This window comes from Kribbella sp. NPDC050241, from assembly GCF_044459685.1.
Lineage (GTDB): Bacteria > Actinomycetota > Actinomycetes > Propionibacteriales > Kribbellaceae > Kribbella.
This window is the reverse complement of sequence record NZ_JBITJE010000005.1, coordinates 268,613-293,700: the sequence shown is the minus strand read 5'-3', so window position 1 is coordinate 293,700 and position 25,088 is coordinate 268,613. Positions and strand designations below refer to the sequence as shown.

25 protein-coding genes are annotated in these 25,088 nt (G+C 69.1%); 18 read left to right on the top strand and 7 right to left on the bottom strand.

Features of this window, described 5'->3' with window-relative positions:
• Positions 1-40 precede the first annotated feature (40 nt).
• Positions 41-364, bottom strand: coding sequence for a hypothetical protein (locus ACIBG5_RS24935; RefSeq protein WP_396393869.1), 324 nt, complete (start codon positions 362-364; stop codon positions 41-43).
• Between the two features lie 73 nt (positions 365-437).
• Between ACIBG5_RS24935 and nucS the strand changes: the two genes are divergently transcribed.
• From nucS to mmuM, 12 genes are all read left to right on the top strand, one after another.
• On the top strand, positions 438-1,097 hold the full coding sequence (gene nucS / locus ACIBG5_RS24930) for an endonuclease NucS (protein ID WP_396393868.1): 660 nt from the start codon (positions 438-440) through the stop codon (positions 1,095-1,097).
• 50 nt (positions 1,098-1,147) lie between these two features.
• Complete coding sequence (locus tag ACIBG5_RS24925; protein WP_396393867.1) at positions 1,148-1,477, top strand: hypothetical protein; 330 nt, start codon at positions 1,148-1,150, stop codon at positions 1,475-1,477.
• The gene (locus tag ACIBG5_RS24920) at positions 1,474-1,782 is read left to right on the top strand and encodes a metalloregulator ArsR/SmtB family transcription factor (protein ID WP_396393866.1); all 309 of its coding nucleotides are present in this window, start codon (positions 1,474-1,476) and stop codon (positions 1,780-1,782) included. Before ACIBG5_RS24925 ends, ACIBG5_RS24920 begins: the two co-directional genes overlap by 4 nt.
• Before the next feature lie 74 nt (positions 1,783-1,856).
• On the top strand, positions 1,857-2,135 hold the full coding sequence (locus ACIBG5_RS24915; protein ID WP_396394165.1) for a hypothetical protein: 279 nt from the start codon (positions 1,857-1,859) through the stop codon (positions 2,133-2,135).
• A gap of 35 nt (positions 2,136-2,170) precedes the next feature.
• The gene (gene glmS / locus ACIBG5_RS24910) at positions 2,171-3,991 is read left to right on the top strand and encodes a glutamine--fructose-6-phosphate transaminase (isomerizing) (protein ID WP_396393865.1); all 1,821 of its coding nucleotides are present in this window, start codon (positions 2,171-2,173) and stop codon (positions 3,989-3,991) included.
• A 112-nt stretch (positions 3,992-4,103) separates the two neighbouring features.
• Positions 4,104-5,231 carry a mandelate racemase/muconate lactonizing enzyme family protein gene (locus ACIBG5_RS24905; protein WP_396393864.1) on the top strand — a complete coding sequence of 376 codons (1,128 nt, stop codon included), beginning with the start codon at positions 4,104-4,106 and terminating at the stop codon, positions 5,229-5,231.
• 68 nt (positions 5,232-5,299) lie between these two features.
• Positions 5,300-6,178, top strand: coding sequence for a LysR family transcriptional regulator (locus ACIBG5_RS24900; protein ID WP_396393863.1), 879 nt, complete (start codon positions 5,300-5,302; stop codon positions 6,176-6,178).
• A 52-nt stretch (positions 6,179-6,230) separates the two neighbouring features.
• Positions 6,231-7,136: a 5-dehydro-4-deoxyglucarate dehydratase gene (kdgD, locus tag ACIBG5_RS24895; protein ID WP_396393862.1), complete on the top strand. Its 906-nt coding sequence runs from the start codon at positions 6,231-6,233 to the stop codon at positions 7,134-7,136.
• Positions 7,133-8,452 carry an enolase C-terminal domain-like protein gene (locus tag ACIBG5_RS24890; protein WP_396393861.1) on the top strand — a complete coding sequence of 440 codons (1,320 nt, stop codon included), beginning with the start codon at positions 7,133-7,135 and terminating at the stop codon, positions 8,450-8,452. Before kdgD ends, ACIBG5_RS24890 begins: the two co-directional genes overlap by 4 nt.
• Before the next feature lie 65 nt (positions 8,453-8,517).
• Complete coding sequence (locus tag ACIBG5_RS24885) at positions 8,518-9,612, top strand: esterase-like activity of phytase family protein (RefSeq protein ID WP_396393860.1); 1,095 nt, start codon at positions 8,518-8,520, stop codon at positions 9,610-9,612.
• Positions 9,613-9,664: 52 nt separating this feature from the next.
• Positions 9,665-10,588, top strand: a complete 924-nt coding sequence (locus ACIBG5_RS24880; protein WP_396393859.1) for an FAD-dependent oxidoreductase — start codon at positions 9,665-9,667, stop codon at positions 10,586-10,588.
• Positions 10,572-11,450, top strand: a complete 879-nt coding sequence (gene mmuM / locus ACIBG5_RS24875) for a homocysteine S-methyltransferase (protein WP_396393858.1) — start codon at positions 10,572-10,574, stop codon at positions 11,448-11,450. The genes ACIBG5_RS24880 and mmuM overlap by 17 nt, the downstream gene beginning before the upstream one ends.
• On the opposite strand, the gene ACIBG5_RS24870 is transcribed toward mmuM, so the two are convergent.
• On the bottom strand, positions 11,439-12,815 hold the full coding sequence (locus ACIBG5_RS24870; RefSeq protein WP_396393857.1) for a PLP-dependent aminotransferase family protein: 1,377 nt from the start codon (positions 12,813-12,815) through the stop codon (positions 11,439-11,441). The genes mmuM and ACIBG5_RS24870 overlap by 12 nt on opposite strands.
• A gap of 141 nt (positions 12,816-12,956) precedes the next feature.
• On the opposite strand from ACIBG5_RS24870, the gene ACIBG5_RS24865 reads away from it, so the two are divergent.
• Genes ACIBG5_RS24865 through ACIBG5_RS24855 form a run of 3 tightly spaced genes read left to right on the top strand, consistent with a single transcriptional unit; the run spans position 12,957 to position 16,329 of the window.
• A complete protein-coding gene (locus ACIBG5_RS24865) occupies positions 12,957-13,280 on the top strand; it encodes a hypothetical protein (RefSeq protein WP_396393856.1) in 324 nt (107 codons plus the stop codon).
• Positions 13,277-15,532 (top strand): TOMM precursor leader peptide-binding protein, encoded by a 2,256-nt coding sequence (locus tag ACIBG5_RS24860; RefSeq protein WP_396393855.1) that lies wholly within the window; start codon positions 13,277-13,279, stop codon positions 15,530-15,532. The genes ACIBG5_RS24865 and ACIBG5_RS24860 overlap by 4 nt, the downstream gene beginning before the upstream one ends.
• Before the next feature lie 11 nt (positions 15,533-15,543).
• The gene (locus tag ACIBG5_RS24855; RefSeq protein ID WP_396393854.1) at positions 15,544-16,329 is read left to right on the top strand and encodes a SagB/ThcOx family dehydrogenase; all 786 of its coding nucleotides are present in this window, start codon (positions 15,544-15,546) and stop codon (positions 16,327-16,329) included.
• Here the strand turns inward: ACIBG5_RS24855 and ACIBG5_RS24850 are convergent.
• The 3 genes from ACIBG5_RS24850 to ACIBG5_RS24840 all read right to left on the bottom strand — a co-directional run bounded on the left by ACIBG5_RS24850 (position 16,326) and on the right by ACIBG5_RS24840 (position 20,171).
• The gene (locus ACIBG5_RS24850; RefSeq protein WP_396393853.1) at positions 16,326-19,313 is read right to left on the bottom strand and encodes an AAA family ATPase; all 2,988 of its coding nucleotides are present in this window, start codon (positions 19,311-19,313) and stop codon (positions 16,326-16,328) included. The two genes, ACIBG5_RS24855 and ACIBG5_RS24850, sit on opposite strands and share 4 nt — an antisense overlap.
• Before the next feature lie 89 nt (positions 19,314-19,402).
• Positions 19,403-19,759 (bottom strand): hypothetical protein, encoded by a 357-nt coding sequence (locus ACIBG5_RS24845; RefSeq protein ID WP_396393852.1) that lies wholly within the window; start codon positions 19,757-19,759, stop codon positions 19,403-19,405.
• A gap of 37 nt (positions 19,760-19,796) precedes the next feature.
• Positions 19,797-20,171, bottom strand: a complete 375-nt coding sequence (locus ACIBG5_RS24840; RefSeq protein ID WP_396393851.1) for a hypothetical protein — start codon at positions 20,169-20,171, stop codon at positions 19,797-19,799.
• Between the two features lie 223 nt (positions 20,172-20,394).
• Here ACIBG5_RS24840 and ACIBG5_RS24835 point away from each other — a divergent pair, with 223 nt between their 5' ends.
• Positions 20,395-20,856, top strand: coding sequence for a carboxymuconolactone decarboxylase family protein (locus tag ACIBG5_RS24835; protein WP_360440300.1), 462 nt, complete (start codon positions 20,395-20,397; stop codon positions 20,854-20,856).
• Between the two features lie 8 nt (positions 20,857-20,864).
• Positions 20,865-21,572, top strand: coding sequence for an isocitrate lyase/phosphoenolpyruvate mutase family protein (locus ACIBG5_RS24830; RefSeq protein ID WP_396393850.1), 708 nt, complete (start codon positions 20,865-20,867; stop codon positions 21,570-21,572).
• On the opposite strand, the gene ACIBG5_RS24825 is transcribed toward ACIBG5_RS24830, so the two are convergent.
• Positions 21,561-23,444: a hypothetical protein gene (locus ACIBG5_RS24825; RefSeq protein ID WP_396393849.1), complete on the bottom strand. Its 1,884-nt coding sequence runs from the start codon at positions 23,442-23,444 to the stop codon at positions 21,561-21,563. The two genes, ACIBG5_RS24830 and ACIBG5_RS24825, sit on opposite strands and share 12 nt — an antisense overlap.
• An 85-nt stretch (positions 23,445-23,529) precedes the next feature.
• Between ACIBG5_RS24825 and ACIBG5_RS24820 the strand changes: the two genes are divergently transcribed.
• Positions 23,530-24,018, top strand: a complete 489-nt coding sequence (locus ACIBG5_RS24820; RefSeq protein ID WP_396393848.1) for a pyridoxamine 5'-phosphate oxidase family protein — start codon at positions 23,530-23,532, stop codon at positions 24,016-24,018.
• Positions 24,019-24,260: 242 nt separating this feature from the next.
• On the opposite strand, the gene ACIBG5_RS24815 is transcribed toward ACIBG5_RS24820, so the two are convergent.
• The gene (locus ACIBG5_RS24815; protein ID WP_396394164.1) at positions 24,261-25,079 is read right to left on the bottom strand and encodes a M55 family metallopeptidase; all 819 of its coding nucleotides are present in this window, start codon (positions 25,077-25,079) and stop codon (positions 24,261-24,263) included.
• Positions 25,080-25,088 lie beyond the last annotated feature (9 nt).

Below are 25,088 nucleotides of genomic sequence, written 5' to 3'. Positions count from 1 at the left end.
TCCCCAGGCAACAGCAGAATCCGCGCGGGACACATGAGATTCATCCGGCGACGTACTCCAGTGCCTCGGCGGCGTAGTCCGGCCAGACCTCCGACTGTGCCAGCGGGATCACCACCCACTCCTTCATCGGCCGGCCCATGCCCGGGTCGAACGCCTCGGCGCCCGGCACAGCGAGCGCCTTCTCCCGCGGCTCCGGCGGGAGCTTGAACGTCATGGCATCGCCGAACATCCCGGCGAGCACCTTCTTGCCGATCTTGAGACAGGGCATGCCGAACATGCTTCCCCGGACCACGCCGGCCGACTCCAGTCCGGCCGCGACCGCGTCGTACTCGGCGATCGCCTGTTCGCTGACCTTCGGCATCATGTTCACCACCCTGCCACTCCGGACGGCCAGGCGACATGGGTTCCCGGCCGCTCGTGGACTACGGTGCTTTCTCGTGCGCTTGGTGATTGCTACGTGTTCTGTGGACTACTCCGGCCGGCTGACGGCTCATCTGCCGATGGCGCCGCGGTTGCTGATGGTGAAGGCGGACGGGTCGGTACTGATCCACGCCGACGGCGGCTCGTACAAGCCGCTCAACTGGATGTCGCCGCCGTGCAAGCTGACTGAGGACGGTGACGTGTGGAGCGTCACCAACAAGGCCGGCGAGGAGCTGCGGATCACCATCGAGGAGGTGCACAGCGACACCGCCTACGAGCTCGGCGTCGACCCCGGTCTGATCAAGGACGGCGTCGAGGCGCACCTGCAGGAACTGCTGGCCGAGCACGTGCACACCTTCGGCGAGGGCTGGTCCCTGGTACGGCGCGAGTACCCGACCGCGATCGGCCCGGTCGACCTCCTCTGCCGGGATGCCGACGGCAAGCACGTCGCCGTCGAGATCAAGCGCCGCGGCGAGATCGACGGCGTCGAGCAGCTCACGCGGTACGTCGAACTCCTCAACCGCGACCCGATGCTGGCCCCGGTCCGCGGCATCTTCGCCGCCCAGCTCATCAAGCCCCAGGCCAAGGTCCTCGCCACCGACCGGGGCCTCGAATGCCTCACCGTCGACTACGACGCCCTCCGAGGCATGGAATCCGACGTACTGCGGTTGTTCTGAGCTCACCGAGGTGTTGACAGGACGTCGGCCGCGGGCACTTACTTAGCGATATGGCTAAGGAAACGGTGATCTGTACTTATCGGGTCCGGGCGGCGGATGAGGATCGGTTCCGGGAGGTGCTCGGCGGGCATTGGGCGACGTTGCGGGGGCTCGGGTTCGTGACCGAGGAGCGGGCGACGGTGTTCCGGTCGGTGGACGAGCCGACGTACGTCGAGATCTTCACCTGGGTGGACGGTGGATTCGCGCGGGCGCACGAGCACCCTGACGTGCTGACGCTCTGGGAGCGGATGGACCCGCTGCTCGAGGAGCGGGACGGGCTGCCGAAGTGGGACTTCCCGCACTACCTGCCCCAGGATCTGGCACAGGATCTGCCGGCTTGACCGCCGGCTCTCGCGGCGGGCGGGACCTGGACGACCTCGACCGGGTGTTCACCGCCCTCGCGCACCACTCCCGCCGTACCATCCTGCTGGTCCTGCACCTGCGCGGCGGCGAGATGACCTCAGGCGAGATCGCGGGACGCTTCGACCACTCCTGGCCGACGATCACCCGACACCTGGGGGTCCTGGAGCAGGCCGGACTCGTACATGTCACCCTGAGGGGCCGCGAGCGCGTCTATCGCCTGGACACCGGCCCACTGTTCGCCGTCGGCGTTCCCTGGCTGCACCGGTTCGAGACTTCATCCTGACAAGTCAGGAAATTTGCCCGATTTCGGGCAGATCCTTTGCGCTGACCTCGAAAACGCTGCAAGGTGGACGCGTGATCAGTGAGGCGGCGGTGGGGCCCGTGGACGAGCTGGCCGAGCAGGTCAGCCGGACCACCGGGCTGTCGGCGGACGACGCGCGGCGCGTCGTCGCGGACGTACTGGCCTATTTCACCGAGACCACCGAGGACTACGTCCGGCGCCGGCACCGGGAGCTGCAGACCTACGGCGCCCGCAACGACGAGATCTTCGCCCGGCTCGGTACCGAGCTCCGGCACTGGCCGGTGCGCTCCCCCGAACTCTCAGCCCGGCAGCTGCGACGGATCGTCTACGGCTGAGCGGTGAGCAACCAACCTTCGAAAGGCACCAACACATGTGCGGAATCGTCGGGTACGTCGGCACCAAGCCGGCCGCGCCCATCCTGGTGGACGGACTGGCGCGGCTGGAGTACCGCGGCTACGACTCGGCAGGTGTCGCGGTCCTGGGGGCCAGCGAGCTGAAGGTGCACAAGGACGCCGGCCGCGTCCGTGAGCTGGAGGCGTCGCTGCCGAAGCGGTTCGGCGGCAAGCTCGGCATCGGCCACACCCGGTGGGCCACGCACGGCGGCCCGAGCAAGGACAACGCGCACCCGCACGCCAGCGGCAACGAGCGGATCGCCGTCGTCCACAACGGCATCTTCGACAACGCCGGCGCGCTGCGGGCCCAGCTGGAGGAAGCCGGCGTCAAGCTGCGCTCGGAGACCGACACCGAGGTGCTCGCGCACCTGATCGAGCAGTCCGAGGGCGCCACCCTCGAGGACAAGGTGATGGCCGCCCTGCGCCGGATCGAGGGCACCTACGGCATCGCTGTCATCGACCTGGACTTCCCGGACCGGATCGTGGTCGCCCGTAACGGCAGCCCGCTGATCCTCGGCATCGGCGACGGCGAGATGCATGTCGCCTCCGACGCGGCCGCCCTGATCCGCTACACCCGTCAGGTCGTCTACTTGGACGACGGCGAGCTGGCCACCGTCCGCGCCGACGGCTACCGCACCTTCACCCAGGACGCCGCGCCCACCACCAAGACCGCCAAGACGGTCGAGTGGGAGGCCGACGAGTACGAGCGCGGCCTGCACGAGCACTTCATGATGAAGGAGATCCACGAGCAGCCGGACGCGGTCGGCCGGGCCATCCGGGGCCGTCTCGACGAGCGCTTCCACACCGTCCACCTCGGCGGCCTGAACATGGACGCCCGCGAGGCCCGGGAGATCAAGCGGGTCAAGATCCTCGGCTGCGGATCGGCGTACTACGCCGGCCAGATGGGCGCGCAGTTCATCGAAGAGGTCGCCCGGATCCCCGCCGACGCCGAGCCGGCCTCGGAGTTCCGCTACCGCAACCCGGTGGTCGAGCGCGACACCCTCTACATCGCGGTCAGCCAGTCCGGCGAGACGCTGGACACCCTGGTCGCCGTGCAGGAGCTGAAGCGCAAGGGCGGCCGCGTGATCGGCCTGGTCAACGCGGTCGGCTCCAGCATCGCCCGTGAGGTCGACGGCGGTGTCTACCTGCACGCCGGCCCGGAGGTCTCGGTCGCCTCGACCAAGGCGCTGACCAACATGGCGGTCGCGTTCGCGATGCTCGGCATCCACCTGGGCCGGATCCGCGACGTCTCCCCCGCTGACGGCCGCCGGCTGATCGAGGGCCTGAAGAAGCTGCCCGAGCACATCCAGTCGATCGTGGCCCAGGAGGAGGAGCTGGCCAAGATCGCCGGCCGGCTCGCCCAGCACGAGAGCCTGTTCTTCGTCGGCCGGACCCGCGGCTACCCGGTCGCCCGCGAGGGTGCGCAGAAGCTGAAGGAGATCTCCTACCGGCACGCCGAGGCCTATCAGACGTCGGAGCTGAAGCACGGCCCGCTCGCGCTGATCTCGCCGGACGTCCCGAGCGTCGCGATCGTGCCGGACGACGAACTGGTCGACCGCAACATCGGCGCGCTGCACGAGATCGCTGCCCGGTCCGGCCCGCTGTACGTCGTCACGCACCCGGGCGTCGACGTACCGGACGGTGTCGCGGCGAAGATTGTCGTACCGAAGAACGAGCCGGAACTCGACCCGATCCTGCTCACCATCCCGCTGCAGATCCTCGCGTACTACGCGGCGGTCGCGCTCGGCCACGACGTCGACAAGCCGCGCAACCTGGCCAAGTCCGTCACGGTCGAGTAGGCACGGACCGCCAGGCCATCACAATCGCACCACTGCAGCCTCCGCCGCGCTCAGCGTGGCGGAGGCCGCTGCGTTGTGATGGCCTGGCGGTCCGGCCCCCTACGATGAGTCGATGCCGAGCGACCAGATCCGCCACGTTCGCCTGTCCTCCGTGGTCCTCCCCCTCGACCAGCCGATCAGCGACGCCAAGGTGCTCACCGGGCGGCAGCGGCCGATGACCGAGATCGTGTTCCTGTTCGCGGAGATCGCGACCGCGCAGGACCAGCACGGGATCGGGTTCAGCTACTCCAAGCGGGCCGGCGGTCCCGCGCAGTACGCGCATGCCAAGGAGATCGCGGCGAACCTGATCGGTGAGGACCCGTCGGACATCGGCAAGGTGTACGACAAGTTGCTCTGGGCCGGCGCGTCGGTCGGGCGGTCCGGGGTGGCGACGCAGGCGATCGCGGCGATCGACATCGCGCTGTGGGACCTGAAGGCGAAGCGGGCCGGGCTTCCGCTGGCCAAGCTGCTGGGCGCCCATCGGGACTCGGTGCGCGCGTACAACACCTCCGGCGGGTTCCTGCACGCGCCGATCGAGGAGGTCACGGAGCGCGCGTCGAAGTCGCTGGCGGACGGGATCGGCGGGATCAAGATCAAGGTCGGGCAGCCGGACACCCGGATCGACCTGGAGCGGGTCCGCGCCGTCCGCGAGCACCTGGGCGACGGCGTACCGCTGATGGTGGACGCGAACCAGCAGTGGGACCGGCCGACGGGGCTGCGGTTCGGGCGGGTGCTCGAGCAGTTCGACCTGGTCTGGATCGAGGAGCCGCTCGACGCGTACGACGCCGAGGGACACGCTGAGTTGGCCGCAGCGCTGGACACGCCGATCGCGACCGGGGAGATGCTGTCGAGCGTGGGCGAACACGTCCGGCTGATCGAGGCCCGGGCCGCCGACATCATCCAGCCGGACGCGCCGCGGATCGGCGGCATCACACCGTTCCTGAAGCTGGCCACGCTTGCGGATCACCACGGCCTCCAACTGGCGCCGCACTTCGCGATGGAAATCCACCTCCACCTGGCTGCCGCCTATCCGCGCGAGCCGTGGGTCGAGCACTTCGAGTGGCTGAACCCGTTGTTCAACGAGCGTCTCGAGACATTGGACGGCCGCATGCTCGTCCCGGATCGCCCCGGGCTCGGCTTCACCACCAGCGAGCAATGCGCCGCGTGGACCGTCGACAGTTGCGAGTTCGGCACGCGATGAGCGGGCGGCACTGGTTGGCGATGCCCTCTCGGACCTGATCCGGCGCCGAGTGATACCTTCCGGGAATCATGTTCTCGCTCGACCAGCTGAGCGCCTTCGTCGCCGTCGCCGAGGAACTCCACTTCGGCCGCGCCGCCGAGCGGCTGAACATGACCCAGCCGCCGCTGAGCCGTCAGGTCCAGAAACTCGAGCGTGCCGTCGGGGTGCGGCTGCTCGAGCGGGACAACCGCCGGGTGGAGCTCACCGAGGCCGGGCAGGCGTTCCTGACCGAGGCTCGCCGGCTGCTGGCGCTGGTCGAGACCGCCGGCGATCTGGCCCGTCGGGTCGATCAGGGTGCGGCCGGCACGCTGCGCCTCGGTTTCACCGCGGTCTCGGCGATCCGCACGCTCGGCCCGTTCCTGCGCCGGATGTCGGAGGAACTGCCGGACGTGGACGTGATCCTGCACGAGCGCGTCACTCCGGCGCAGATCGACGGCCTGCTGCGCGGCGAGCTGGATCTCGGCCTCGGTCGGCCGCCGTTCGACACACGCCTGCTCGACTCCCGAGTCGTGTTCCGCGAACCACTGTGTGCCGTTGTACCGAGCAACCATCGGCTCGCGTCCCTCGACCGCCCGCTGACCCCGGCCGACTTCGCCGACGAGCCGGTGATCAGCTACTCCCCCACCCAGGCGCGCTACTTCCACGAACTGACGGTCCGATTCCTCGCCGACTCCCATCCCCGGATCGAGCAGCGGGTCCAGCAGATCCTCACCGTCGTCCTCCTGGCCGCGGCCGGTCGCGGCGTTGCCCTGGTTCCCGCTTCGGCGCGCAGCCTCGGGGTCGAGGGCGTGACGTACTGCGAGGTCGGCGTGCCGGGTGAGCCGGTCGAACTGCACGCGATCTGGAACCGCGACTCCACCAGTCCCGTGCTGCAGCGAGTGCTCACGATGCTTCCAGAGCATCGATAGATCCAACATCGATCTTGGACAGGTATCCACACTGGTTCCTAGGCTGACCGGCATGAACCCTGCCGAACTCGCGGCTCAGCTCAAGACCGGGCTGCTGTCCTTCCCGGTGACGCACTTCAACCCGGATCTGAGCTTCAACGAGTCCGGCTATCGCGAGCACCTGTCCTGGCTCAGTCAGTACGACGTCGCCGGGTTGTTCGCCGCCGGCGGCACCGGTGAGGGCTTCTCGCTGACGCCCGCCGAGATCGACACGGTCGTCCGCGCGGCGGTGTCAGAGGTGAACGGGAAGCTCCCGGTGATCGCGCCCGCGACCGGCGGTACGGCGACCGCGATCGCACAAGCCCAGGCCGCGGAGGCCGCCGGTGCCGATGGGGTCCTGCTGCTGCCGCCGTACCTGACCGAGGCGGGTCAGCGTGGGCTGATCGACCATGTGTCGGCTGTCTGCCGCAGTACGAGGCTCGGCGTCACCGTCTACAGCCGGGCGAACGCGATCCTCACCGACGTCTCCGTCGCGGAGCTTGCCGACCGCAACGAAAACCTCGTCTGCCTGAAGGACGGCGTCGGCAACATCGAGATGATGACCCGCACGTACGCCCGGGTCGGCGACCGGCTCACCTACATCGGCGGTCTGCCGACGGCCGAGACGTTCGCGCTGCCGCTGCTGCAGCTCGGGGTCAGCACGTACTCCTCGGCGATCTTCAACTTCGTGCCCGAGTTCGCACTCGGCTTCTACGCCGACGTACTGGCGCAGGACCGCGAGAGCGTCTACCGCAAGCTGGACGAGTTCGTCCTCCCCTACCTGGACATCCGGGACCGGATGAAGGGGTACGCCGTCTCGATCGTCAAGGCCGGCGTGACCGCGATCGGCCGATCTGCGGGGCCGGTGCGTCCACCGCTCCAGGACCTGAGCGAGGACGAGCTGACTCAGCTCACCGCATTGATCGGCAGGATCAAGTGACGCCGACCATCGCCTCGGTCGAGGTCGTTCCGGTCGCCGGGTACGACAGCATGCTGCTGAACCTGAGCGGTGCGCACGGACCGTTCTTCACCCGGAACGTCGTGATCGTGACCGACAGCTCGGGCAACATCGGCCTCGGCGAGGTTCCGGGGGGCGACAAGATCGCGTCGACGATCCATGCGGCCGCCGAGTTCGCAGTCGGTCAGGAACTCGCGCAGTATCGCCAACTCCTCCGGCGCGTCGCGCGGACCTTCGCCGACCGAGATGCTGGTGGCCGGGGGCAACAGACCTTCGATCTCCGGACGACGGTCCACGCGGTGACCGGCCTCGAATCGGCGCTGCTCGATCTGTTCGGGCAGCATCTCGGCGTGCCTGTGGCCGAGTTGCTGGGTGACGGGCAGCAGCGCTCTGCTGTGCCGGTGCTTGGTTATCTCTTCTATGTCGGCGACGCCGGACGAACCGAGCTTCCGTACCTGACCGACGCCGGCGAGGATCGGTGGTCGAAGCTGCGGCGGCAGTCGGCGTTGACACCCGATGCGGTGGTGGCGTTGGCCGAGGCGGCGCAGGAGCGGTACGGGTTCGCGGACTTCAAGCTGAAGGGTGGCGTGTTCGACGGGCCTGTCGAGCTCGAGGCTGTGCGGGCGTTGGCCGCACGGTTCCCGTCGGCCCGGATCACGATCGACCCGAACGGAGCTTGGCCGGTGCGGGACGCGATCGCGTGGTGTTCGGGCCTGGACGACGTACTGGCGTATGTCGAGGACCCGGTCGGCGCGGAGCCGGGGTTCTCGGGGCGCGAGACGATGGCGGAGTTCAGGCGCGCGACCGGGCTGCCGACGGCAACGAACATGATCGCGACCGACTGGCGCGAGCTCGCGCACGCCATCCGGGTCGATGCGGTCGACATTCCGCTGGCCGATCCGCACTTCTGGACGATGGCCGGGTCGGTGCGCGTCGCGCAGTTGTGCACGGACTTCGGGCTGACCTGGGGGTCGCACTCGAACAACCACTTCGACATCTCGCTGGCGATGTTCACCCAGGTCGGCGCTGCGGCACCGGGCGACATCACCGCCCTGGACACGCATTGGATCTGGCAGGACGGGCAGGCGCTGACCAGGGAACCGTTGCGGATCGAGAACGGGTCGATCGCCGTACCGACGAAGCCTGGGCTCGGCGTCGAGTTGGACCGCGATGCGCTTGCCGCCGCGCACGAGTTGTATCAACAGCATGGGCTCGGTGCACGCGACGACGCGATCGCCATGCAGTACCTGGTCGAGGACTGGGTGTTCGATCCGAAGCGCCCCTGTCTGGTGCGGTGATGTTCACCTGATGTTGTGCGCGATAGGTTTCGATCGGTGCTGACGTCCCGATCAAGGAGCCTTGAATGCGCTGGCAGAAGCCGCTCGCCGCAGCAATAGTCCTGACCGCCCTGACCACGACGCTGACGGCGTCGGCGACGCCGGGCAAGCATCCCAGCGGTGGTGGTTCCTGCTCACCGGACGCGCAGTTCCTCGGCTTCAGTGATGCGCTGGACAAGACGACGTTCGACGGCCAGCCGGTCGCAGGCCTGTCGGCGCTGAACGTGACCGGCCCGCACAGCGCGACCGCTCTGGTGGACAACGTCGGGACCACACCGGCCCGGGTGTTCCAGCTCGAGACCAACAGCAAGCCGACGGCGGTCAGCGTCGACGGGATGACGATCCTGCGCCGCCCGGACGGTACGCCGTACACGGGCGCGGACTTCGACGGCGAGGGCCTGGTGGTCGAGCGGGGCGATCGGACCATCCTGGCCACCTCCGAGCGCGAACCGTCGATCCGCCGCTTCCGGCTGTCCGACGGCAAGGAGACCGCGTCGCTGCCGGTGCCGTCGCGCTTCCAGGTCGCGCCGGCCGGCGAGGCGACGAGCAACGCGACGTTCGAGTCGCTCGCGGTCAGCCGTGACGGGCTGTCGCTGTTCGCCGGCATGGAAGGCCCGCTCGCGTCCGACGGCACCGACGCCGACGGCCGCACGCGCAACCGCATCCTTCGGTACGCCGGGTTCCCGGGCCATGACTACCGGGTCGCCGCGCAGTACGCCTACAAGCCCGACCCGGGTCTCTCGCTGGTCGAGCTCGCCTGGGTGAACCGGGACGAACTGGTGTCGATGGAGCGCACGTTCACGCCGGGTGTGGGCAACACGATCCGGGTGTTCACCGTGTCGTTGCGCCGGGCCGTCGACGTGTCGCAGCAGGCGTCGCTGGCGGATGCGCCGGAGAAGGTCTTCCTGCAGAAGAAGCTGCTGTTCGACCTGGTGAACTGCCCGCCGTCCGGCGCGGTCGCCAAGCAGCCGCAGCCGAACCCGCTGCTGGACAACGTCGAGGCGCTCGCCCTCGGCGGCTACCTGCCCGGCGGCAAGCGGCAGCTGTACCTGCTGTCCGACGACAACAACGGCGCCACCCAGATCACCCGGTTCTACTCACTGGCCGTCGATCTGCGCTGACGTCACCCTGCATGACATGGCGTGATGCTTAGGCGCGGGTCACAATGTGTGAATGCGCGTGATCGTGGTGGGTGCGGGCGTGATCGGGCTGACCTGTGCCGTCCGGCTCGCCGAGGGTGGGTACGACGTGGCCGTGTTCGCCCGCGACCTGCCGCTGGAGACGACGTCGGCGGTGGCTGCGGCGATCTGGTACCCGTACCTGTCGGCTCCCGAGGACCGCGTCGCCGCCTGGTCCAGGACGGCGTACGAGGAATTCTCCAAGCTGGCGGAGCTCGAGCCGTCGGTGCGAATGCGGCGCGGGCGCGAGTTCCTGGTGGAGCAGAAGCCGGATCCGCGCTGGGCCGACGTCCTGCCTGACCTGACCCGGGTGTCGCCGCCGGCCGGATTCGAGGACGGCTGGTCGTTCACGACGGCGGTGATCGAGATGCCGGCGTACCTGCAGTCGCTCGTCAAGCGGCTGGACCTGGCCGGCGGGACGCTCACCCGCGCTGCGTTGCCGGCCTTGCCGACGACGGCCGATGTGGTCATCAACTGTGCCGGCCTCGGTGCCCGGCTGACCGCGAGCGACCCGGCCGTGACGCCTGTGCGGGGGCAGGTGATGACGGTCGAGCAGTGCGGCCTGACCGAGTGGCTCGTGGCCGATCGGTCGCCTTCGGAGTTGACGTACGTCGTACCGCGGGAGCATGACGTGGTGGTCGGCGGGACCAGCCAACCGAACGACTGGAACCTCGCGGTCGATCAGGCGACCGCGGATCAGATGCTGGAGCGGGCGGCCGAGCTGGTCCCACAGTTGCGCAAGGCAAAGATCATCCGGCATCGGGTCGGACTGCGCCCGGCCCGGCCGGCGATCCGGTGTGAGCTGGTCCGGACGCGGACGGGTGAGCCGGTGATCCACTGCTACGGACATGGTGGTTCCGGGGTCACGCTGTCCTGGGGTTGCGCGGACGAGGTCTTCGAGCTTGTCCAGGGAATCTGACCGGCCGATCATCCTCGACGGCGGTCTGTCGAACGCCCTGGAAGATCGTGGCCACGACCTGTCGGACGCGTTGTGGTCGGCGCGGCTGTTGAAGGACGCGCCGGCTGAGATCGCGGCGGTGCATCGGGCGTACTACGACGCCGGGGCGATGGTGGCTACGACGGCCAGCTATCAGGCCAGCGTGGTCGGGTTCGAGCGCGCCGGGGTGCCGCGATCCGAGGCCGAGCGACTGATTACGAGCAGTGTGCGGATCGCCCGCGATGTGCGCGACTCGTTCACCGACGGACGGCGCCGGCTGGTTGCCGCGTCGGTCGGGCCGTACGGTGCGATGCTCGCGGACGGATCGGAGTACCGCGGCCGGTACGGCGTGAGTGCGGCGACGCTCCGTGACTTCCACGGGCCGCGGATGGAGCTGCTGATCAGTGCTGAGCCTGACCTGATGGCGGTAGAGACCATCCCGGACGCGGACGAAGCCGAGGTACTCGTCGGGCTGCTGGCCGAGCTGGACTTTCCGGCGTGGTTCTCCTACTCGATCTCCGGGAGACACACGCGCGCCGGCCAACCTCTCACGGACGCCTTCGCGATCGCCGCGATCGACCAAGTGATTGCCGTCGGCATCAACTGCTGTGCGCCCGATGAGGTCCGGCCCGCGGTCGAGACAGCCGTCGCGGTCACCGGCAAGCCGGCCGTCGCCTACCCCAACTCCGGCGAGTCCTGGGACGCGACCGCCCGCCACTGGACGGGCCACCGGACAACCCCTCTTGCCTCAGCATGGTTTGCCGCCGGGGCGGCGTACGTCGGTGGCTGCTGCCGGGTCGGACCCGACGACATCCGTGCGCTGGTGGACGCCCTAGACACCTAGGACCTGGCAGAGGAGGTCCAGGGCGCCGGGGTAGGCGTGGTCGGGTGGGGTGCCGTAGCCGACGATGACCGCTTGGCGGGTGGCCGGGGTCGGGTTGAAGTGGTAGCTGCTCAGGGTGGTGAGACCCAGGCCCTGGCGCGCGGCTCGGGCGACCACGTCTTCCGCGTCGCCGGGGACCTCGAGGAGGACGTGCATACCGGCCGAGATGCCGGCGACCTTGACGTTCGGGGCGCGGACGGCGAGCAACTCGACCAGGCGGTCCCTGCGCCGGCGATAGTGCAGCCGGGACCGCCGGACGTGCCGGTCGTAGTGGCCGGAGGCAATGAATTCCGCGAGGGTGAGCTGCTCCAGGGTCGCGGTCTGGAAGTCGGCCGTCCGCTTGGCCGCGACCACCGGCTCGATCAACCGATGCGGCAACACCATCCACGCGAGCCGCAGTCCCGGTGCGAGGCTCTTGCTCGCCGTCCCCGTGTACACGACCCGCTCGGGGTCCAGCGCCTGCAGCGCCCCCACGGCCTGCCGGTCGTACCGGAACTCACCGTCGTAGTCGTCCTCGATCAGCACTCCCCCGGTGTCTCTGGCCCACTCGACTGCCGCAGTACGACGCTCAGGCGCAAGCGGCACGCCCGTCGGCATCTGGTGCGCCGGTGTCAGCAAAGCACCGTCACCAGTCAGCTGTGAGACCTGCGCACCAAGCTCGTCGACCGAGACCGGCACAGGCGTGAGGCCCCGCGACCGGATCACGTCCAGGTGCAGGGCGTACCCGAACTCCTCCACGGACACGGTCGTCCCGCCGAGGTTCCGCAGTACTTCGCTGAGCAGGCTCACGCCCTGCACGTAGCCGGAGCAGATCAGGACCCGTTCGGGATCGGCGCGGACGCCACGGGCCCGGGCCAGGTAGTCGGCGAGCATCCGGCGCAGTTCGATCCGGCCGCGCGGATCGCCGAGGCCGAAAGCCTCGTTGGGTGCCGCGGTCAACGCCTTCCGCGCGGCGGTCAGCCACTCACCGCGCGGGAACGTCGAGACATCAGGTGCACCGGGAGTCAGGTCGTAGCGGTATGCCTTTGCCGAGGGCAACGACACGTCGGGAGCCGGCGGAGTGGTGGCACGGTTGGCGACAACTGTGCCGGAGCCTTGACGAGCGGTCAGCCAGCCCTCGGCGACGAGTTGACCGTAGGCGTCCGCAACGGTGTTGCGGGCAATGCCGAGATCCTTCGCCAACGACCGCGACGACGGCAGCCGCGTGCCGGCCGGCAACCGCCCGCTCCGGATCGATGCATGCAACGCTTGAACCAGATCGTTCCGGCCCCGTGACGCCGCCAGGTCCAGGTGCAGGTCAGCACCGGCAGCCCCTCGATCCTCCATGCACTGGACCTTATGCTGCCGCCGGGACGATACTCCAAACATCGGCTGTGACCGGCCGATTCGTGGTGGGGGGCGCCGCAGACACAACGGGGCGCAGGGGGATCACATGGCGTCACCTCGCCATCCATGGAGGGGGAAGCGATGCCGGGTCAGGACGAGTACGAGGAGCTCATGGGCAGGGTCGTCCAGCTGGAGCAGCGGCTGGCGACGAGGTCCGTGCCGAAGATCGAGGACATCACCGCGGAGGAGTTCCGCACCTATATCAAGGTCCGCGACATCTTGCAGCAGATGATCGGCCCTGGCACCGGCTGCGCGCCGGGCGGGTTCGGCCGCGGCGACGACACCGGCGGCAGCGGCTGCGCCCCGGGCGCGATCAGCCCCGGCGACGACACCGGCGGCAGCGGTTGCGCCCCGGGCGGGTTCGGCGCCGGTGCCGTCGGGCGATTCGGAGACCTCGGCGGATGACCTCGAGGCGGCCAGGCCCGGAACCGTTCATCATGTCGGTCCCCGGCCTGGACGTCGTCGACGTCGACTCCTCGAGCGGGACGCGCGAGGACGGTCGCGGTACCGGTGGCGACGTCGTACTCAGGACGCCGTCTGCGACGTTGCGCCTCGAGGGCGGGGTCGCGCGGGTGGTGCGGGACAGGATCCTGCCGGCGCTGCCACTCGGCCGTGCGGACCTGCTCGACGAGTTGTCCGATCTGCCGGCACTCGAGGTCGATCGACTGATCGGCTCGCTGCTCGATTCCGGCGTCTTGGTGGAGGAGAAGGCCGCGGTGCTGGACTGGCTGTACGCGGTGCCTTCGTCCGACCACGAACTGCTCGCCAGGCGGTTGGCCACGGTGCGAGTTGTTGTGGTCGGGCAGGTGGAGGTTCTTGCGGGAGCCGGGATCCCAGGCCTGATTCGAGCGCCGTACCCGTCGCGGCGCGACGAATTGCCCGGCTTGATGGCAGGTGCGGATCTGGTCGTCGCGGCTGGTGATGGCTCGCTGCCGGTGCTGCATCAGTGGATCAACGCGGTCGGCCTGGAGCTCGGCGTACCGACGTTGCATGCGGAATCGCAGGGCGCCCGGGCGACGGTCGGTCCTCTGGTGCTGCCCGACGGCGGGCCTTGCTACATGTGCTGGCGGATGCGGGCGCTGTCCTGTGTGGACGACTTCGGTGCGGCGATGGCACTCGAGGAGGCGCTCGATGGTCGCCGGTTCGTGGAGGCTGCGGCGAGGCCAGTGCTCCCGGCACTTCTGCCCATGGTCACCGGAGCGCTGATGACCGAGGTGTTCGCGTTGACGCTGTCGATCGCGGCACCGCGGCTGACTGCCAACGTGCTCACACTCGATGCGCTCGCTGGCGGCGAGGAGTTGCATCCAGTCGTGCCGCACCCGGATTGCCCGGCCTGCGCAAAGAAGGGACGTCGGCCGGCGGAGGCTGAGACAACGGACTTCGAGGGCATCGCCGCGCGCGTGGTCGACTCGCTCTGCGGTGTGGTCCGCAGGCTCGTTCCCTTCCCGAAGGACGTCGATGAGCCGGAGCGGCCGTACGTCGTCCAGGCCGAACTGGCGAACGCTCGCTTCCGCAGCGACCGCGATCCGTTCGTCGTCTGCTCCGGCAAGGGCTGGACCCGGCGGCAGGCGCGCGACAGCGCTCTCGGTGAGGCTCTCGAACGGCACGCCGCCATGACATGGCGACCTGAGCGCACGATCACTTCGACGTACGACGGGTTGGACCGGCGGGGCCTGCATCCGCGGGACCTGGTGCTGTTCGCGGATCATCAGTACGAGACAGTGCCGTTCCAGCCGTGGCGGCCGGAGACCGAACTCGAGTGGGTGCCGGCACAGTCGATGGTGACCGGCGATGAGGTCTGGATTCCCTTGCTGGCAACGCATCTGGGCTATCTGCCGCCGCCCGAGGCCGGGCTGTTCCCGACCACGTCGAACGGCTTCGCGGCCGGGCCGGACCGGGACGGCGCCACGCTGCGCGCGTTGCTCGAGGTGATCGAGCGGGACGCGTTCATGATCGCGTGGTCGCATCGGCTGCCCGGGCGCTGCGTAGCCGCAGCCGACGTACCGGACGAACAGACCCGTGGGATCGCCGCGACGCACGCGCGGCGTGGGATCGAGATCGTGGTGCACCTGTTGCCGACCGACACGGTGGCGGCCGTCGCCCTTGCGGTCGCATGGTCGGAGCGGACTCCGGTCGCGGTTGTCGGACTCGGAGCAGGGATGGAACCGGTCGCCGCTGCCCGGTCCGCGGTGCTCGAAGTCGGGCAGGCGCGACCGCTACTGCGCGCCCGCCTCCGCCAACCGGAGGTCCGGGCGCGGATGGCCGAGTTGGTTGCCACGCCGGCGAAGGTCGCGAGTCTGGGCGACCACAGCCTGCTGTACGCCGACGTGGCCTGTGGTGGGATGCGCTTCCTTCGCGAGGCTCCGCGTCAGCCTTGGCCGGACGCCGCGTCACCCGAGCCTGCCGACCTCGCGGTGCTGATCGAGTCGCTGGCCAAGGTCGCGGGCGACGTACTCGCCGTGGATGTCACGACGCCGGACGTCGCCGCACTCGGGGTGCGGGTGGTGCGTGGGCTGGTGCCGGGGTTCGTGCCGATCTGGTTCGGTGCCAACCAGGAGCGGCTCGGTGGGCGGCGACTGCTGGAGATGCCGGGGCGGATCGGGCTGCGTCCGGCGCGGCTGGACGAACTGAACCTCGACCCGCATCCGATGGCGTGAGGACGAAGGCGATGACTGCTTTCCGCACCGCTCAGCCGCTGGCCTGGGCCTTCCACCGCGGAACTGCCCGCCGACGATCCGACAACCCGCAGGTGCTCCAGCCGCGGCCGGAGCCGGGGCGTGAGGACCCGTCGGCTCCGTGGATCCGGTTGCCGCCAAGCCTGCGGGTCGCCGCGCCGCTGACCGACCTGGTGCGCGGACGGGTGTCGTGCCGCGTGTTCCGCGACGAGCCGATCGGCTTCGCGGAACTGGCCACCCTGCTGCGGTCCGGGTACGGCGTCACTGGCGCGACCGACGACAGCACCCTGCTTGACCGGGCGGTGCCGTCCGGCGGTGGGCTCTATCCGCTGGAGGTGAGCCTGCTGGTGCGGTCGGTGGACGGCCTACCGGCTGGGATCTACCACTACGTTCCTCTCGCGGACGGTCTGGAGCGGGTACGCGGTGAAGCGGTCCCCGCCCCGCTGATCCGCTACCTGTTCCTGGGCCAGCCGTGGGCGGCTGAGGCCGCCGTCGTCCTTGTGTTCTCGGCCGTCTGCCGACGCAGCCTGGGCAAGTACGGCGACCGCGGCTACCGCTACCTGTTGCTGGAGGCAGGGCACGCGGCGCAGAACGTCGTACTCACGGCGACCGGGCTCGGACTCGGCTCGGTCAACCTCGGCGGCTTCTTCGACGACGAACTGTCCGGACTACTGCGTCTCGACGTCGAGTCCGAGATCGTCTTGTACGGAGCGGCCGTCGGCCACCCAGCGCCCGGCAACCGCAACGCCCGCCGAGGCCTCGACCGGCTAACGGGCTAGTCGTCGGCGTCGGTCGACGACTCGCGAAGCCGGATGGCGAGGGCAGCCACCTCGCGACGCGACGTCGTTCCGGTCTTGTGCAGCAGGTTCGACACATGCACGCTGACCGTCTTCTCGCTGATGAACAGCGATTGCGCGATCTCGGCGTACGTCCGGTTCGCCACCAGGTGGGCGAGCACCTCCTGCTCCCGCTTGGTCAGGGATCGGAAGGGTGCCGCAGGTTCGTCGTCCGTCGGCGCCGATGGCTCGCCGAGCTGGATCTTGCCGAGGCCGGCCAGCGTCTCCACCTGCTGCCGCAGGGGAATCGCGCCGACTTCGACGGCGAAGCGGTGCGCCGACCTCAGCGGTACGGCGACGACGGCCCGGGCAGCTCTCTCGGCGAGCAAGGCCTGCGCCCACCGCCAGGACGCGACGGCTTCCTCCCACCGAAGTCCCGCGGCACCGCAGCGGCGTGCAGCGTCCTCCCAGGCACCTGAGGTCGGCGTCTTCGCCGTGCATCGTGCCACCTCCGCGGTGAACAGCGCCCGCATCGCCGGTTGGATCAGATCCTCGGAGGTGATGACCTCGAACGGCGGCGGCGACAGCCGTGCGCGCAAGGCCACAAGGTCATCGAGCTGTGCGCGCGTCTTCCGGAGGCTTCTGCCGTCACGCCGGTCTCGAGCGGACTCCGCCAGATCGGCGGCCGCGCGTGCACCCCACATCAGCATCTCGTCCGCGTCGCGGGGATCGGCGATGTGGGTGATCAGCGTGCGCGACAGCAGGTCGAGAGCCGCCTCCGCGTGACCCGTCGCGAGCAGGTACTCGGCCAGGACGGGCGGCGCAACCAGCCCGAGACGCTCCTCCAGTGCCGGGATCAGCTCGTTGGCCCGCTGCAGGTGCATGCCGGCTACGTCCAGGTTCCCCTGGCGGATCGACAACGACGCCGCGCTCAGCCGAACCATCGCGCTGGGGCTCGGCAGACAAGCCAAGGCAAGCCCCTGCCGGGTGACGTCGCTGCTCTCGGCGAAGCGTCCGAGGATCAACAGGTCCTTCGCCAGGACTCCGGCCGCGAAGACCGCCGACGACAGCGCCCCGACGTCGAGCGCGAACCGGAGGAACTCCGTTGCCGGCTCGACGCATTCCGCGACACCACCGCGTTGGAGCAAGTAGTTGCGTCGGGCCACGAGGGTCCGCCACAGCACATCCGGATCGCCGGTCTTCCAGGCCGAGCGCAACGCCGTCGCAGTGTCCGCATCGGAACGCTCGTTGCGCAGATCCGCGCATCCGCGGGCCGCGTAGGCGAGGCTGAGTGCCGCACTGGATCCGACGCGCTCCGCAGCCAGGACCGCCTCCTCGGCATGTTTCCGCGCCGGCTCGGCCTCGTTGTTCCAAGCCTGTCGCCAACTGAGGCCGGCCAGGGCTTCGGCGTACTCCGCGCTGTCGGGATACGGCCGGCTCAGCTCGACCGCTCGACTGGCCTCGGCGATCGCCTCATCGCTCAGCCTGCCGGTTGCCCAGGCCGAGTCGGCCCATCGCCGCCGCAGCCTGCTGGCGCGAAGCGGGTCGGTCCGCTCGTCCACGAGTTCGAGTGCGCGGCTCCACGCCGCGAAGCTCGCCTCGCCTTCGCCGACCAGTTCGTTGGCTCGCGCGACGCGCTCCAGCAGGTCGCCTTCATCCGCCCGGCCGGCTGAGTCGGGGCCGTGCACCGTCGACCACAGGCGGGCCGCGCGGCGGAGATGGATCGCCTCCTCGCGTCGCGAAACGATGCCGTTCGCGAGGTCGGCCGCACGCAGCGACGCCTCGAGACAGGATTCCAGGTCGTGCGCGCCCTCGTAGTGCAGAGCCAGGTCGCCTTGCCGCTGGACCTCGTCGGGACCGGTGGCGGTGCGGGACTCGAGCGTCTTGGCCCAGGCGGCGTGCACGGATTCCGCCTCGCCCGGCACGAAGGTCGCGTACAGCACCTCCGCCAGCAGCGGATGCCGGAACCAGCACATGTCCGTACCCTGCGCCACGCTGATCCCGGTGTCGACTGCCTCGACCAGCGCGTTCGTCAGGGCCTCGGGGCCGATCCCTCGCGTCGCCGCGACCTCCCGCAGGTTGTCGATCGATGTCGGCCGTCCGGCCACCGCGAGCGCCCGCATGACTTCACGACCCGGCGCCGACAGCCGATGCCAGGCAGCAAGCAGGGCCGCCCTCAGCTCCGCCGGCAGATCGGCGGGCAACTCCTCGTCGCCCACGGTGATCCCCTCCAGGAGCAGTTCACTGAGATACGGATTGCCGTCGGACCGTAGTACGACGTCGTCCACCAGGCGATGGTGCGGGTGATCGCCCAGCAACAGCGCGAGCTGCTGCTCGGTCTCGTCCCAGGTCATCCGGTCCAGCCGCAGGCCGGTCACCGACGGCATCCGCCGGAGGTCCGCCAGCCAGCTGTGGATCGGATCACCGGTGCCGAGCTCCTCATCCCGGTAGGTGGTCAGAATCGCGAGCTGTTGGCCACGGAACCCGGCGATCAGATACGAGAGCGCATCGCGGGACGCAAGGTCGGCCCACTGCACGTCGTCGATGACGAGAACCGTCGGTCGATGCGAAGCGATCGCCATCACGAGTGCATCGACCACGGACAGGAGCCGGATCGCACTGCTGGAGGTGTACGCGTTCAGTGATGGCACGAGCCCGCCTGCAGCTGGGACATCGGCGAGTACGTCGGCCAGCTCGCGGGGATCGGCCGACTCCGCCCAGCCTTCCAGTGCGCTGATCAGCGGACCGTACGGCGAGTCCACCGCGCCGAAGCGAACGCACCGGCCCCAGAGGACCGCCATGCCGCGGGCCGCGGCCTCGTCAGCGGCGACTCGGACCAGGCGAGTCTTGCCCACGCCCGCCTCTCCGTGTACGAACACCGCACACGGCCGTCCTTCGGCAGCCGCCCGGATCGCCGTTCCGAGCATCCTTCGTTCCTCGGCCCGACCGGCGATTCGGGGTGAGCGTAAGACCCCCGCCCCTCCCACAACCCCCAGTCTGCGCCCGCGACGCCGGGCTGTCGCTGTATATACCTGTGCGCACGATCAACGTGGATCAATATGTGTGCACACGATCACTACGACTGCCCGGCCGCGTTCGGCGTTCTCCGGGTCTCCGGATGCAGGTCGAAGACCACCCGCGCCGGTGCCACCGGGTCGTACTTGATCGGGACCCGCTGACCGGCGTACGGGACCTGGCCCGGCAGCGGGTACCGAACATCGTTGCGAATCAGTGAGGTTCCCACCGGGAAGCGGACCAGCAAGAACGTGCGGTGGCCGGCCCGCAGTACCGAAAGCACCTCGGCGTCCACCTGGCGCCAGTTCGCGGACTCGAGTTCGAGGTCGTCGAGCCCGGGGTCGGGCTGGCTGATCAGGGCCAGAAGCCCTGCCCCCACAACCAGCCCGACGCTTGTCAGCACTGCGATCGTCCACATCGACTGTGCCTCGTCCCGCGGAATCCGGACGGCCTGGTCAGCCGGCCAGTGCGTGGCGACGCCGGTACAGCCACATGCCACCGAAGGCGACGGCCGCACCACCGAGTGCGGAGGCACCAGACTGCAGGGCCTCGACACCGTTGTCGTCCGACAGACTCTGGGCCGCCACGGTCTTCACGGCAGGCACTTCGTAGGCCGGGTCGTAGTTCGGGTAGTTGTACTCCGGAACAGTGGTCTCGGTTCCCGGGTAGCCGGTGCCTTCGTCCGGCCAGTCGGGCGGTGCCCCTGGGCCGGCCTGAGACACCGACGCGGCGGCGGGCTCCTTCGGCAGGGCGGATGCCTGAGGCGTGGTGAGAACGACTGCGCCCATCGCGACTGCGGACAGTGCGAGGACGGTGTACTTGCGGTTCATGATTCCTCCGTGAATTCGGCGGCGGCGGGGATCGCCGCTCTTCCTTCACAGTCGGCCTCAGCAGCCCCCGGCCACATCGGGGGTAACCCCTCAGAAATGCAGTGCTACCCCTCAGATTCGGCCAAGCCGCGGACCGCTGTTCTGAGGATCGGCAGAAGTGGCTCCTGGATCCGGTGTGGAAGTGGACCAGCGACCCGGGCCGATCCGCGCCTAGGTTGGTGACATGAGCACAACGACGCGGCGGGTGAAGCTCGCCAACCTGGTCCCGGACTTCTACCAGGCGATGATCGCGCTGGACGCGGTCTCCGACGCCGGCATCGATCCGAAGCTGGCGAACCTGATCCGGATCCGTGCCTCCCAGCTGAACGGGTGCTCCTACTGCACCGATATGCACTCGCTCGACCTCCTGCACCTCGGTGACGACCAGCAGCGGATCTCGCTGCTGCCGGTCTGGCGGGAGGCGCGCAAGTTCTACACCGAGGAGGAGCAGGCCGCGCTGGCGTTGACCGAGGCGATCACGCTGATCAGCGTGGACCACGTCCCGGACGAGGTCTACGACCTGGCAGCGAACGTGTTCGGCGAGAAGGACTTGGCACAGTTGATCGCCTTGATCATCACGATCAACATGTGGACCCGGGTCGGGGTGACCGGAAGGATGGAACCCGGCCACTACAAGCCGAGCTGAGCCGCGAGATGACATCGGGAGCGGAGAGGTTCCGGGCCTTGCATCACGGCGGTACGCCGCTGATCCTGCCGAACGCCTGGGATCCGGTCAGTGCCAGGATCATGGCCGAGGCAGGCTTCCCCGCGGTCGCGACCAGTAGCGGCGCGGTCGCTCGCGTCCTCGGGTACGACGATGGTCAGCTGACCCCACCGGCGGAGATGTTCACCGCGGTCGCCCGGATCGCGCGGGCGGTCGACGTACCGGTGACTGCTGATCTGGAGGCCGGCTACGGCCTGGCGCCGAAGGAGTTCGCCGAGCGCGTGCTCGACACCGGTGCGGTCGGCTGCAACCTGGAGGACTCGGTGGACCGCGTGCTCACCGACCCGGCCCGGCACGCGAACTACCTGGCCGAGGTCCGCGCCGCCGCGGGAGCGGACCTGGTGATCAACGCACGGGTCGACGTGTTCATCCGTGGCGGTGGAGTGGCCGACGGCATCGCCCGCGGCCGGGCGTACCGCCGCGCCGGCGCCGACTGCGTCTACCCGATCATGGCGCCGACCGACGTCCTGGCCGAGGTCGTCGAGGGCATCGGCGGCCCGATCAACGCCCACGCCGCCGTCGGCGGGCCCACTCCTGCCGAGTTGATCGCCGCCGGCGCGCACCGCATCTCCTACGGCACCAGCATCCATACCCACCTGATGAACAGCCTGCGCGAACTGCTCCCCTCACTCATGTAGGGCCCTGAGTGCGTAGACCAAGGCCCAGTCCTGGTCGTTGGCCAAGGGGTCCGCGACATGGGCGGGCTGTCCGTTGACGCAGCTCGGGTACACGAAGGCGCAGGTCGCCGAACCGTCCGCTGAGAAGTTGACCAGGTTCGCGCGCAGGATCGAGTCCGTCGCGGCGTCCAGCCAGGCCGCCGTCGACGGCTCGACCAGTTCCCGCGGCCAAGCGGCGTACACGGCCGCACTGAGCACCGACCAGTAGTGCGGGAAGACGTCGCCCCACAACCGCAGCCGGCCGAACCAGTACCCGTCCCAGTGCCGGATCGCCACCTGCCGCAGGCGTACGTCGGGCTGATCGGCGGCGAACGCGGTCAGCCAGGGCAACCGGCGATTCAGCTCCGCGCCGTCGATCTCGTCCGGCGCCATCCGGTACGCCGCCACGAGCAGCTCGAGCAAGGGCGCGACCATCGACTGCTCATAGTTGACCTCGTGCGGCGGCAGCTCATCGCCGTACTCGACGAACTGCCGTGCATGCCGGATGAGGTGATCCCGCATCCCGAGTTCGCTCAGCAGCGGACCCAGGTCGAAGGCGAGGAAATGATCCCCGCCGAGTTCGTAGTACCGGTCGAGAATGCGCGCGGCACCGGTCCGATCACCCTGCCCGAGCAGGAACCTCGCGAACCACGGGAAGTTGTACAGCCGCACGCGATCCTGGTGGAAGCTGTCGTCCTGGACCGTACCGTTCTCGTCCACCACATGCTCGCGGACAAAGCGCTCGTACCCCGCCAATGCGTCGTCCAACTCGGCCCGATCACCCCAACCGCGATCACGGACCTCCTGCAGCAGGAGTGCCATCCCGATCCGTTCGCGCGCATCGGACCAGTCCGCCCACGCACCTGACAACACAGTGAGCCCACTGTCGTTGTCGTACGGTACGAAGGCGTACTGCCGACTGTCCGCCAGCTCCGGCCGACGCTGCCGCTCGAGGACGAACCGGACCCGCCGCTCGGCGATCTCGCGCAGCGGCTGATGGAACAGTACGGCGATCCGCGCAGTCCGCTTGCCGTCCGTCGCCTCGACATGCACCAGACCGGGCTCGTCGCTCGTGACCTCACTCGGGCCGTCTCCGGTGAGTTGGATCGTCTCCCCCACCTCGGCGGCCAGCCGGTCCGCGCCGATGAGCGGCTGCCGATCCGCATGGAATCCGGGCAGGTCGTCGTACCAGCCCAGCTGCCAGGTCCACCGGTACGACGCTCCCGGGGCGAGCGTGATCGGCGGCTGACCGCCCATCGCGTGCGGCGCGCGAGCATGGTCGGTCGGGTGGAGGTAGATGTGGCCGCGAACGTTGCTGCTGGTCCCCGGCTCGCGTGACTCCACCGAGTACGCCCACAGCTCGCCCTCCTTCAGCTGCAGACCGAGCCCGGGACCGCTGCCGTCCATCGGCACCGCCCACACCCACGCATCGGCGCCACCGGTCCACACATGCGCATGCACAGCCCCTGTCAGGCTTTCCTGGCTCGAGCGATAGATGTCGCGGTACGGCGTACTGATCGCGATCGACCCGACCGTCGCCGGCTCGGCCCCGGCGTTGCGGAGCTCGTAGGTCTCCGTCCACTGGTCACCGAAGCGGCGGCCGACGCGCAGTTCCAGCTCACCCAACTGGTAGAGCAGGTCGAGCCCGGTCTGCCGCCAGCGCACGAGCGCCGGGTTGTCGAAGCGGTGGCTGCCACGGTCCGTGATCACGAAGCCTTTGCCCCACGCGTGCAGCGTGTCGTGCAGGGGTCCGGGATCGAGCAGGACCCGCCGTCCGTCCGGGTGGACGACCTGCTCGACCGCCCCGTCGTCGCCGACCTGGACCATGCCCGCACCGAATCCGAAGATTTCCACGATTCGCCACGCTACCGATGTCGAGAAGCGTCCGGCGGCTTCGTCCCCCTGATGACAGCACCTCCTCAGTGGAAGGATCACCATCATGACCAAGGACGAGATCGCCGCGATTCTGGCCAAGCCCTACGCGCAGGAACTGATCAGCGGCCCCGAGCCGGCCCGGTTCGCGTACGACGGACTCGACGGCGACCCCCGAGTGATTCCGATCGGCTTCTGGGTCGAGGGCGACAAGATCCTGATGGCCACCGTGCCGAAGTCGGCGAAGGTCGCTGCCCTGCGGAAGAATCCCAAGGTCGCGCTCACCATCGACACCGGAGCCTTCCCGCCGAAGGTCCTGCTGATCCGCGGCAGCGCCGAGGTCGAGCTGGTGCCCGGCGTCCCGGAGGGCTACCTGCTGGCCGGGCACAAGGTGACGACCGACGAGCAGTACCCGGACTGGGAGGCCGGAGTGAAGGCTCTGTACGACGAGATGGTCGTCATCACCGTCACCCCGACCTGGGCCAAGCTCCTCGACTTCGAGACCACCATCCCCAAGGCAGTGGAAGACCTCATCAAGGAAAAGTCGAAGAGCTAGCGACGTGACAGCTGCAGCCTCGACGCCGTCGCCTTCATGATCGTAGGTCAGTGCCAGAACCACCAGAACGACGAGCACGCCCCGCCACACCGATCGCGCAAGCACGCGATCATCGGACCCGACTTTCTGCACCAGATCCGTACGCCGAAGCCGCCGCCGTACGGATCTCGTGCACAAAGTGACCAATCCCGCAGACGCGTGCGCGCCGGGCCGCTGGGCCGGTGGCCGGGGTGGGCCGGCGGCTAGTCGGTGACTGCGCGGCTGAGGAAGACCGTGGCGATGAAGGTGCGGAAGAGGTGGAGCGGGTTGTCGTTGCGGATGGCAACGACTCGCTCGTCCACCTTCTCCACGTCACGGAGGGCACAGGCCAGGTCTGCGAAGGCCTGGTTGTGGAAGCGGATGGTCAGCTCGGCCGGCAGCGTGATGGTCGGCAGCGTGAAACCGGCCAACCGGCGCAGTGCGCGCTGTGCGCCGTCCCGGATCAGCTCCCGGGCCGTCTCCGGGTGCAAGGACAGGGCGGCGTTGTGCGAGACCGACTCCTTGACGACGACCGACTCGATACCGGGGCAGAACGGTTGCGCCTCGTCGATCGTCACCCGGTCGCCCGAGATGAGTACGACCGGAACCCCGTACGCCAGCGCCACCAGAGCGTTGACCCCGGCCTCGCCGGTGAGCGTGCCGTTCAGCCGTACTTCGGCGATCGCCCGCGGGTTGTAGGTGTGGAACAGCACCGAGGACGTCGAGCTCGCCGACCCGTGGTACGAGATGAACAAGGCCGCGTCGAAGGAGTCGTCGAGGCCTTCCATCATGTACAGCGGCTTGTGCCGCCCGGACAGGTAGCCGGCCCGGCCGTGGAGCTCGTCCGGGCGGAGATTCTGCATCGTCGAATGTGAGTCGTTGACCAGGAACTCGGTCGCGCCGGCGACCAGGGCGCCGTCGATCGCGGCGTTGACCTCCGCCTGAAGCTGTCCGCGGTAGTACTCGTACTCCTGAGCAGGACCGCGGACCTGACCCCAGTCGACGACCCCGGCGGTACCTTCCATGTCAGTGGAAAGGAACACCTTCAAGGG

What these genes read in the sequence shown, in the direction of transcription:
- ACIBG5_RS24935 (WP_396393869.1), bottom strand. Translation starts at nt 364, where the DNA reads ATGATGCCGAAGGTCAGCGAACAGGCGATCGCCGAGTACGACGCGGTC.
- ACIBG5_RS24925 (WP_396393867.1), top strand. Translation starts at nt 1,148, where the DNA reads ATGGCTAAGGAAACGGTGATCTGTACTTATCGGGTCCGGGCGGCGGAT.
- glmS (WP_396393865.1), top strand. Translation starts at nt 2,171, where the DNA reads ATGTGCGGAATCGTCGGGTACGTCGGCACCAAGCCGGCCGCGCCCATC.
- ACIBG5_RS24905 (WP_396393864.1), top strand. Translation starts at nt 4,104, where the DNA reads ATGCCGAGCGACCAGATCCGCCACGTTCGCCTGTCCTCCGTGGTCCTC.
- ACIBG5_RS24900 (WP_396393863.1), top strand. Translation starts at nt 5,300, where the DNA reads ATGTTCTCGCTCGACCAGCTGAGCGCCTTCGTCGCCGTCGCCGAGGAA.
- kdgD (WP_396393862.1), top strand. Translation starts at nt 6,231, where the DNA reads ATGAACCCTGCCGAACTCGCGGCTCAGCTCAAGACCGGGCTGCTGTCC.
- ACIBG5_RS24885 (WP_396393860.1), top strand. Translation starts at nt 8,518, where the DNA reads ATGCGCTGGCAGAAGCCGCTCGCCGCAGCAATAGTCCTGACCGCCCTG.
- ACIBG5_RS24880 (WP_396393859.1), top strand. Translation starts at nt 9,665, where the DNA reads ATGCGCGTGATCGTGGTGGGTGCGGGCGTGATCGGGCTGACCTGTGCC.
- ACIBG5_RS24870 (WP_396393857.1), bottom strand. Translation starts at nt 12,815, where the DNA reads ATGGAGGATCGAGGGGCTGCCGGTGCTGACCTGCACCTGGACCTGGCG.
- ACIBG5_RS24865 (WP_396393856.1), top strand. Translation starts at nt 12,957, where the DNA reads ATGCCGGGTCAGGACGAGTACGAGGAGCTCATGGGCAGGGTCGTCCAG.
- ACIBG5_RS24860 (WP_396393855.1), top strand. Translation starts at nt 13,277, where the DNA reads ATGACCTCGAGGCGGCCAGGCCCGGAACCGTTCATCATGTCGGTCCCC.
- ACIBG5_RS24855 (WP_396393854.1), top strand. Translation starts at nt 15,544, where the DNA reads ATGACTGCTTTCCGCACCGCTCAGCCGCTGGCCTGGGCCTTCCACCGC.
- ACIBG5_RS24845 (WP_396393852.1), bottom strand. Translation starts at nt 19,759, where the DNA reads ATGTGGACGATCGCAGTGCTGACAAGCGTCGGGCTGGTTGTGGGGGCA.
- ACIBG5_RS24840 (WP_396393851.1), bottom strand. Translation starts at nt 20,171, where the DNA reads ATGAACCGCAAGTACACCGTCCTCGCACTGTCCGCAGTCGCGATGGGC.
- ACIBG5_RS24835 (WP_360440300.1), top strand. Translation starts at nt 20,395, where the DNA reads ATGAGCACAACGACGCGGCGGGTGAAGCTCGCCAACCTGGTCCCGGAC.
- ACIBG5_RS24830 (WP_396393850.1), top strand. Translation starts at nt 20,865, where the DNA reads ATGACATCGGGAGCGGAGAGGTTCCGGGCCTTGCATCACGGCGGTACG.
- ACIBG5_RS24820 (WP_396393848.1), top strand. Translation starts at nt 23,530, where the DNA reads ATGACCAAGGACGAGATCGCCGCGATTCTGGCCAAGCCCTACGCGCAG.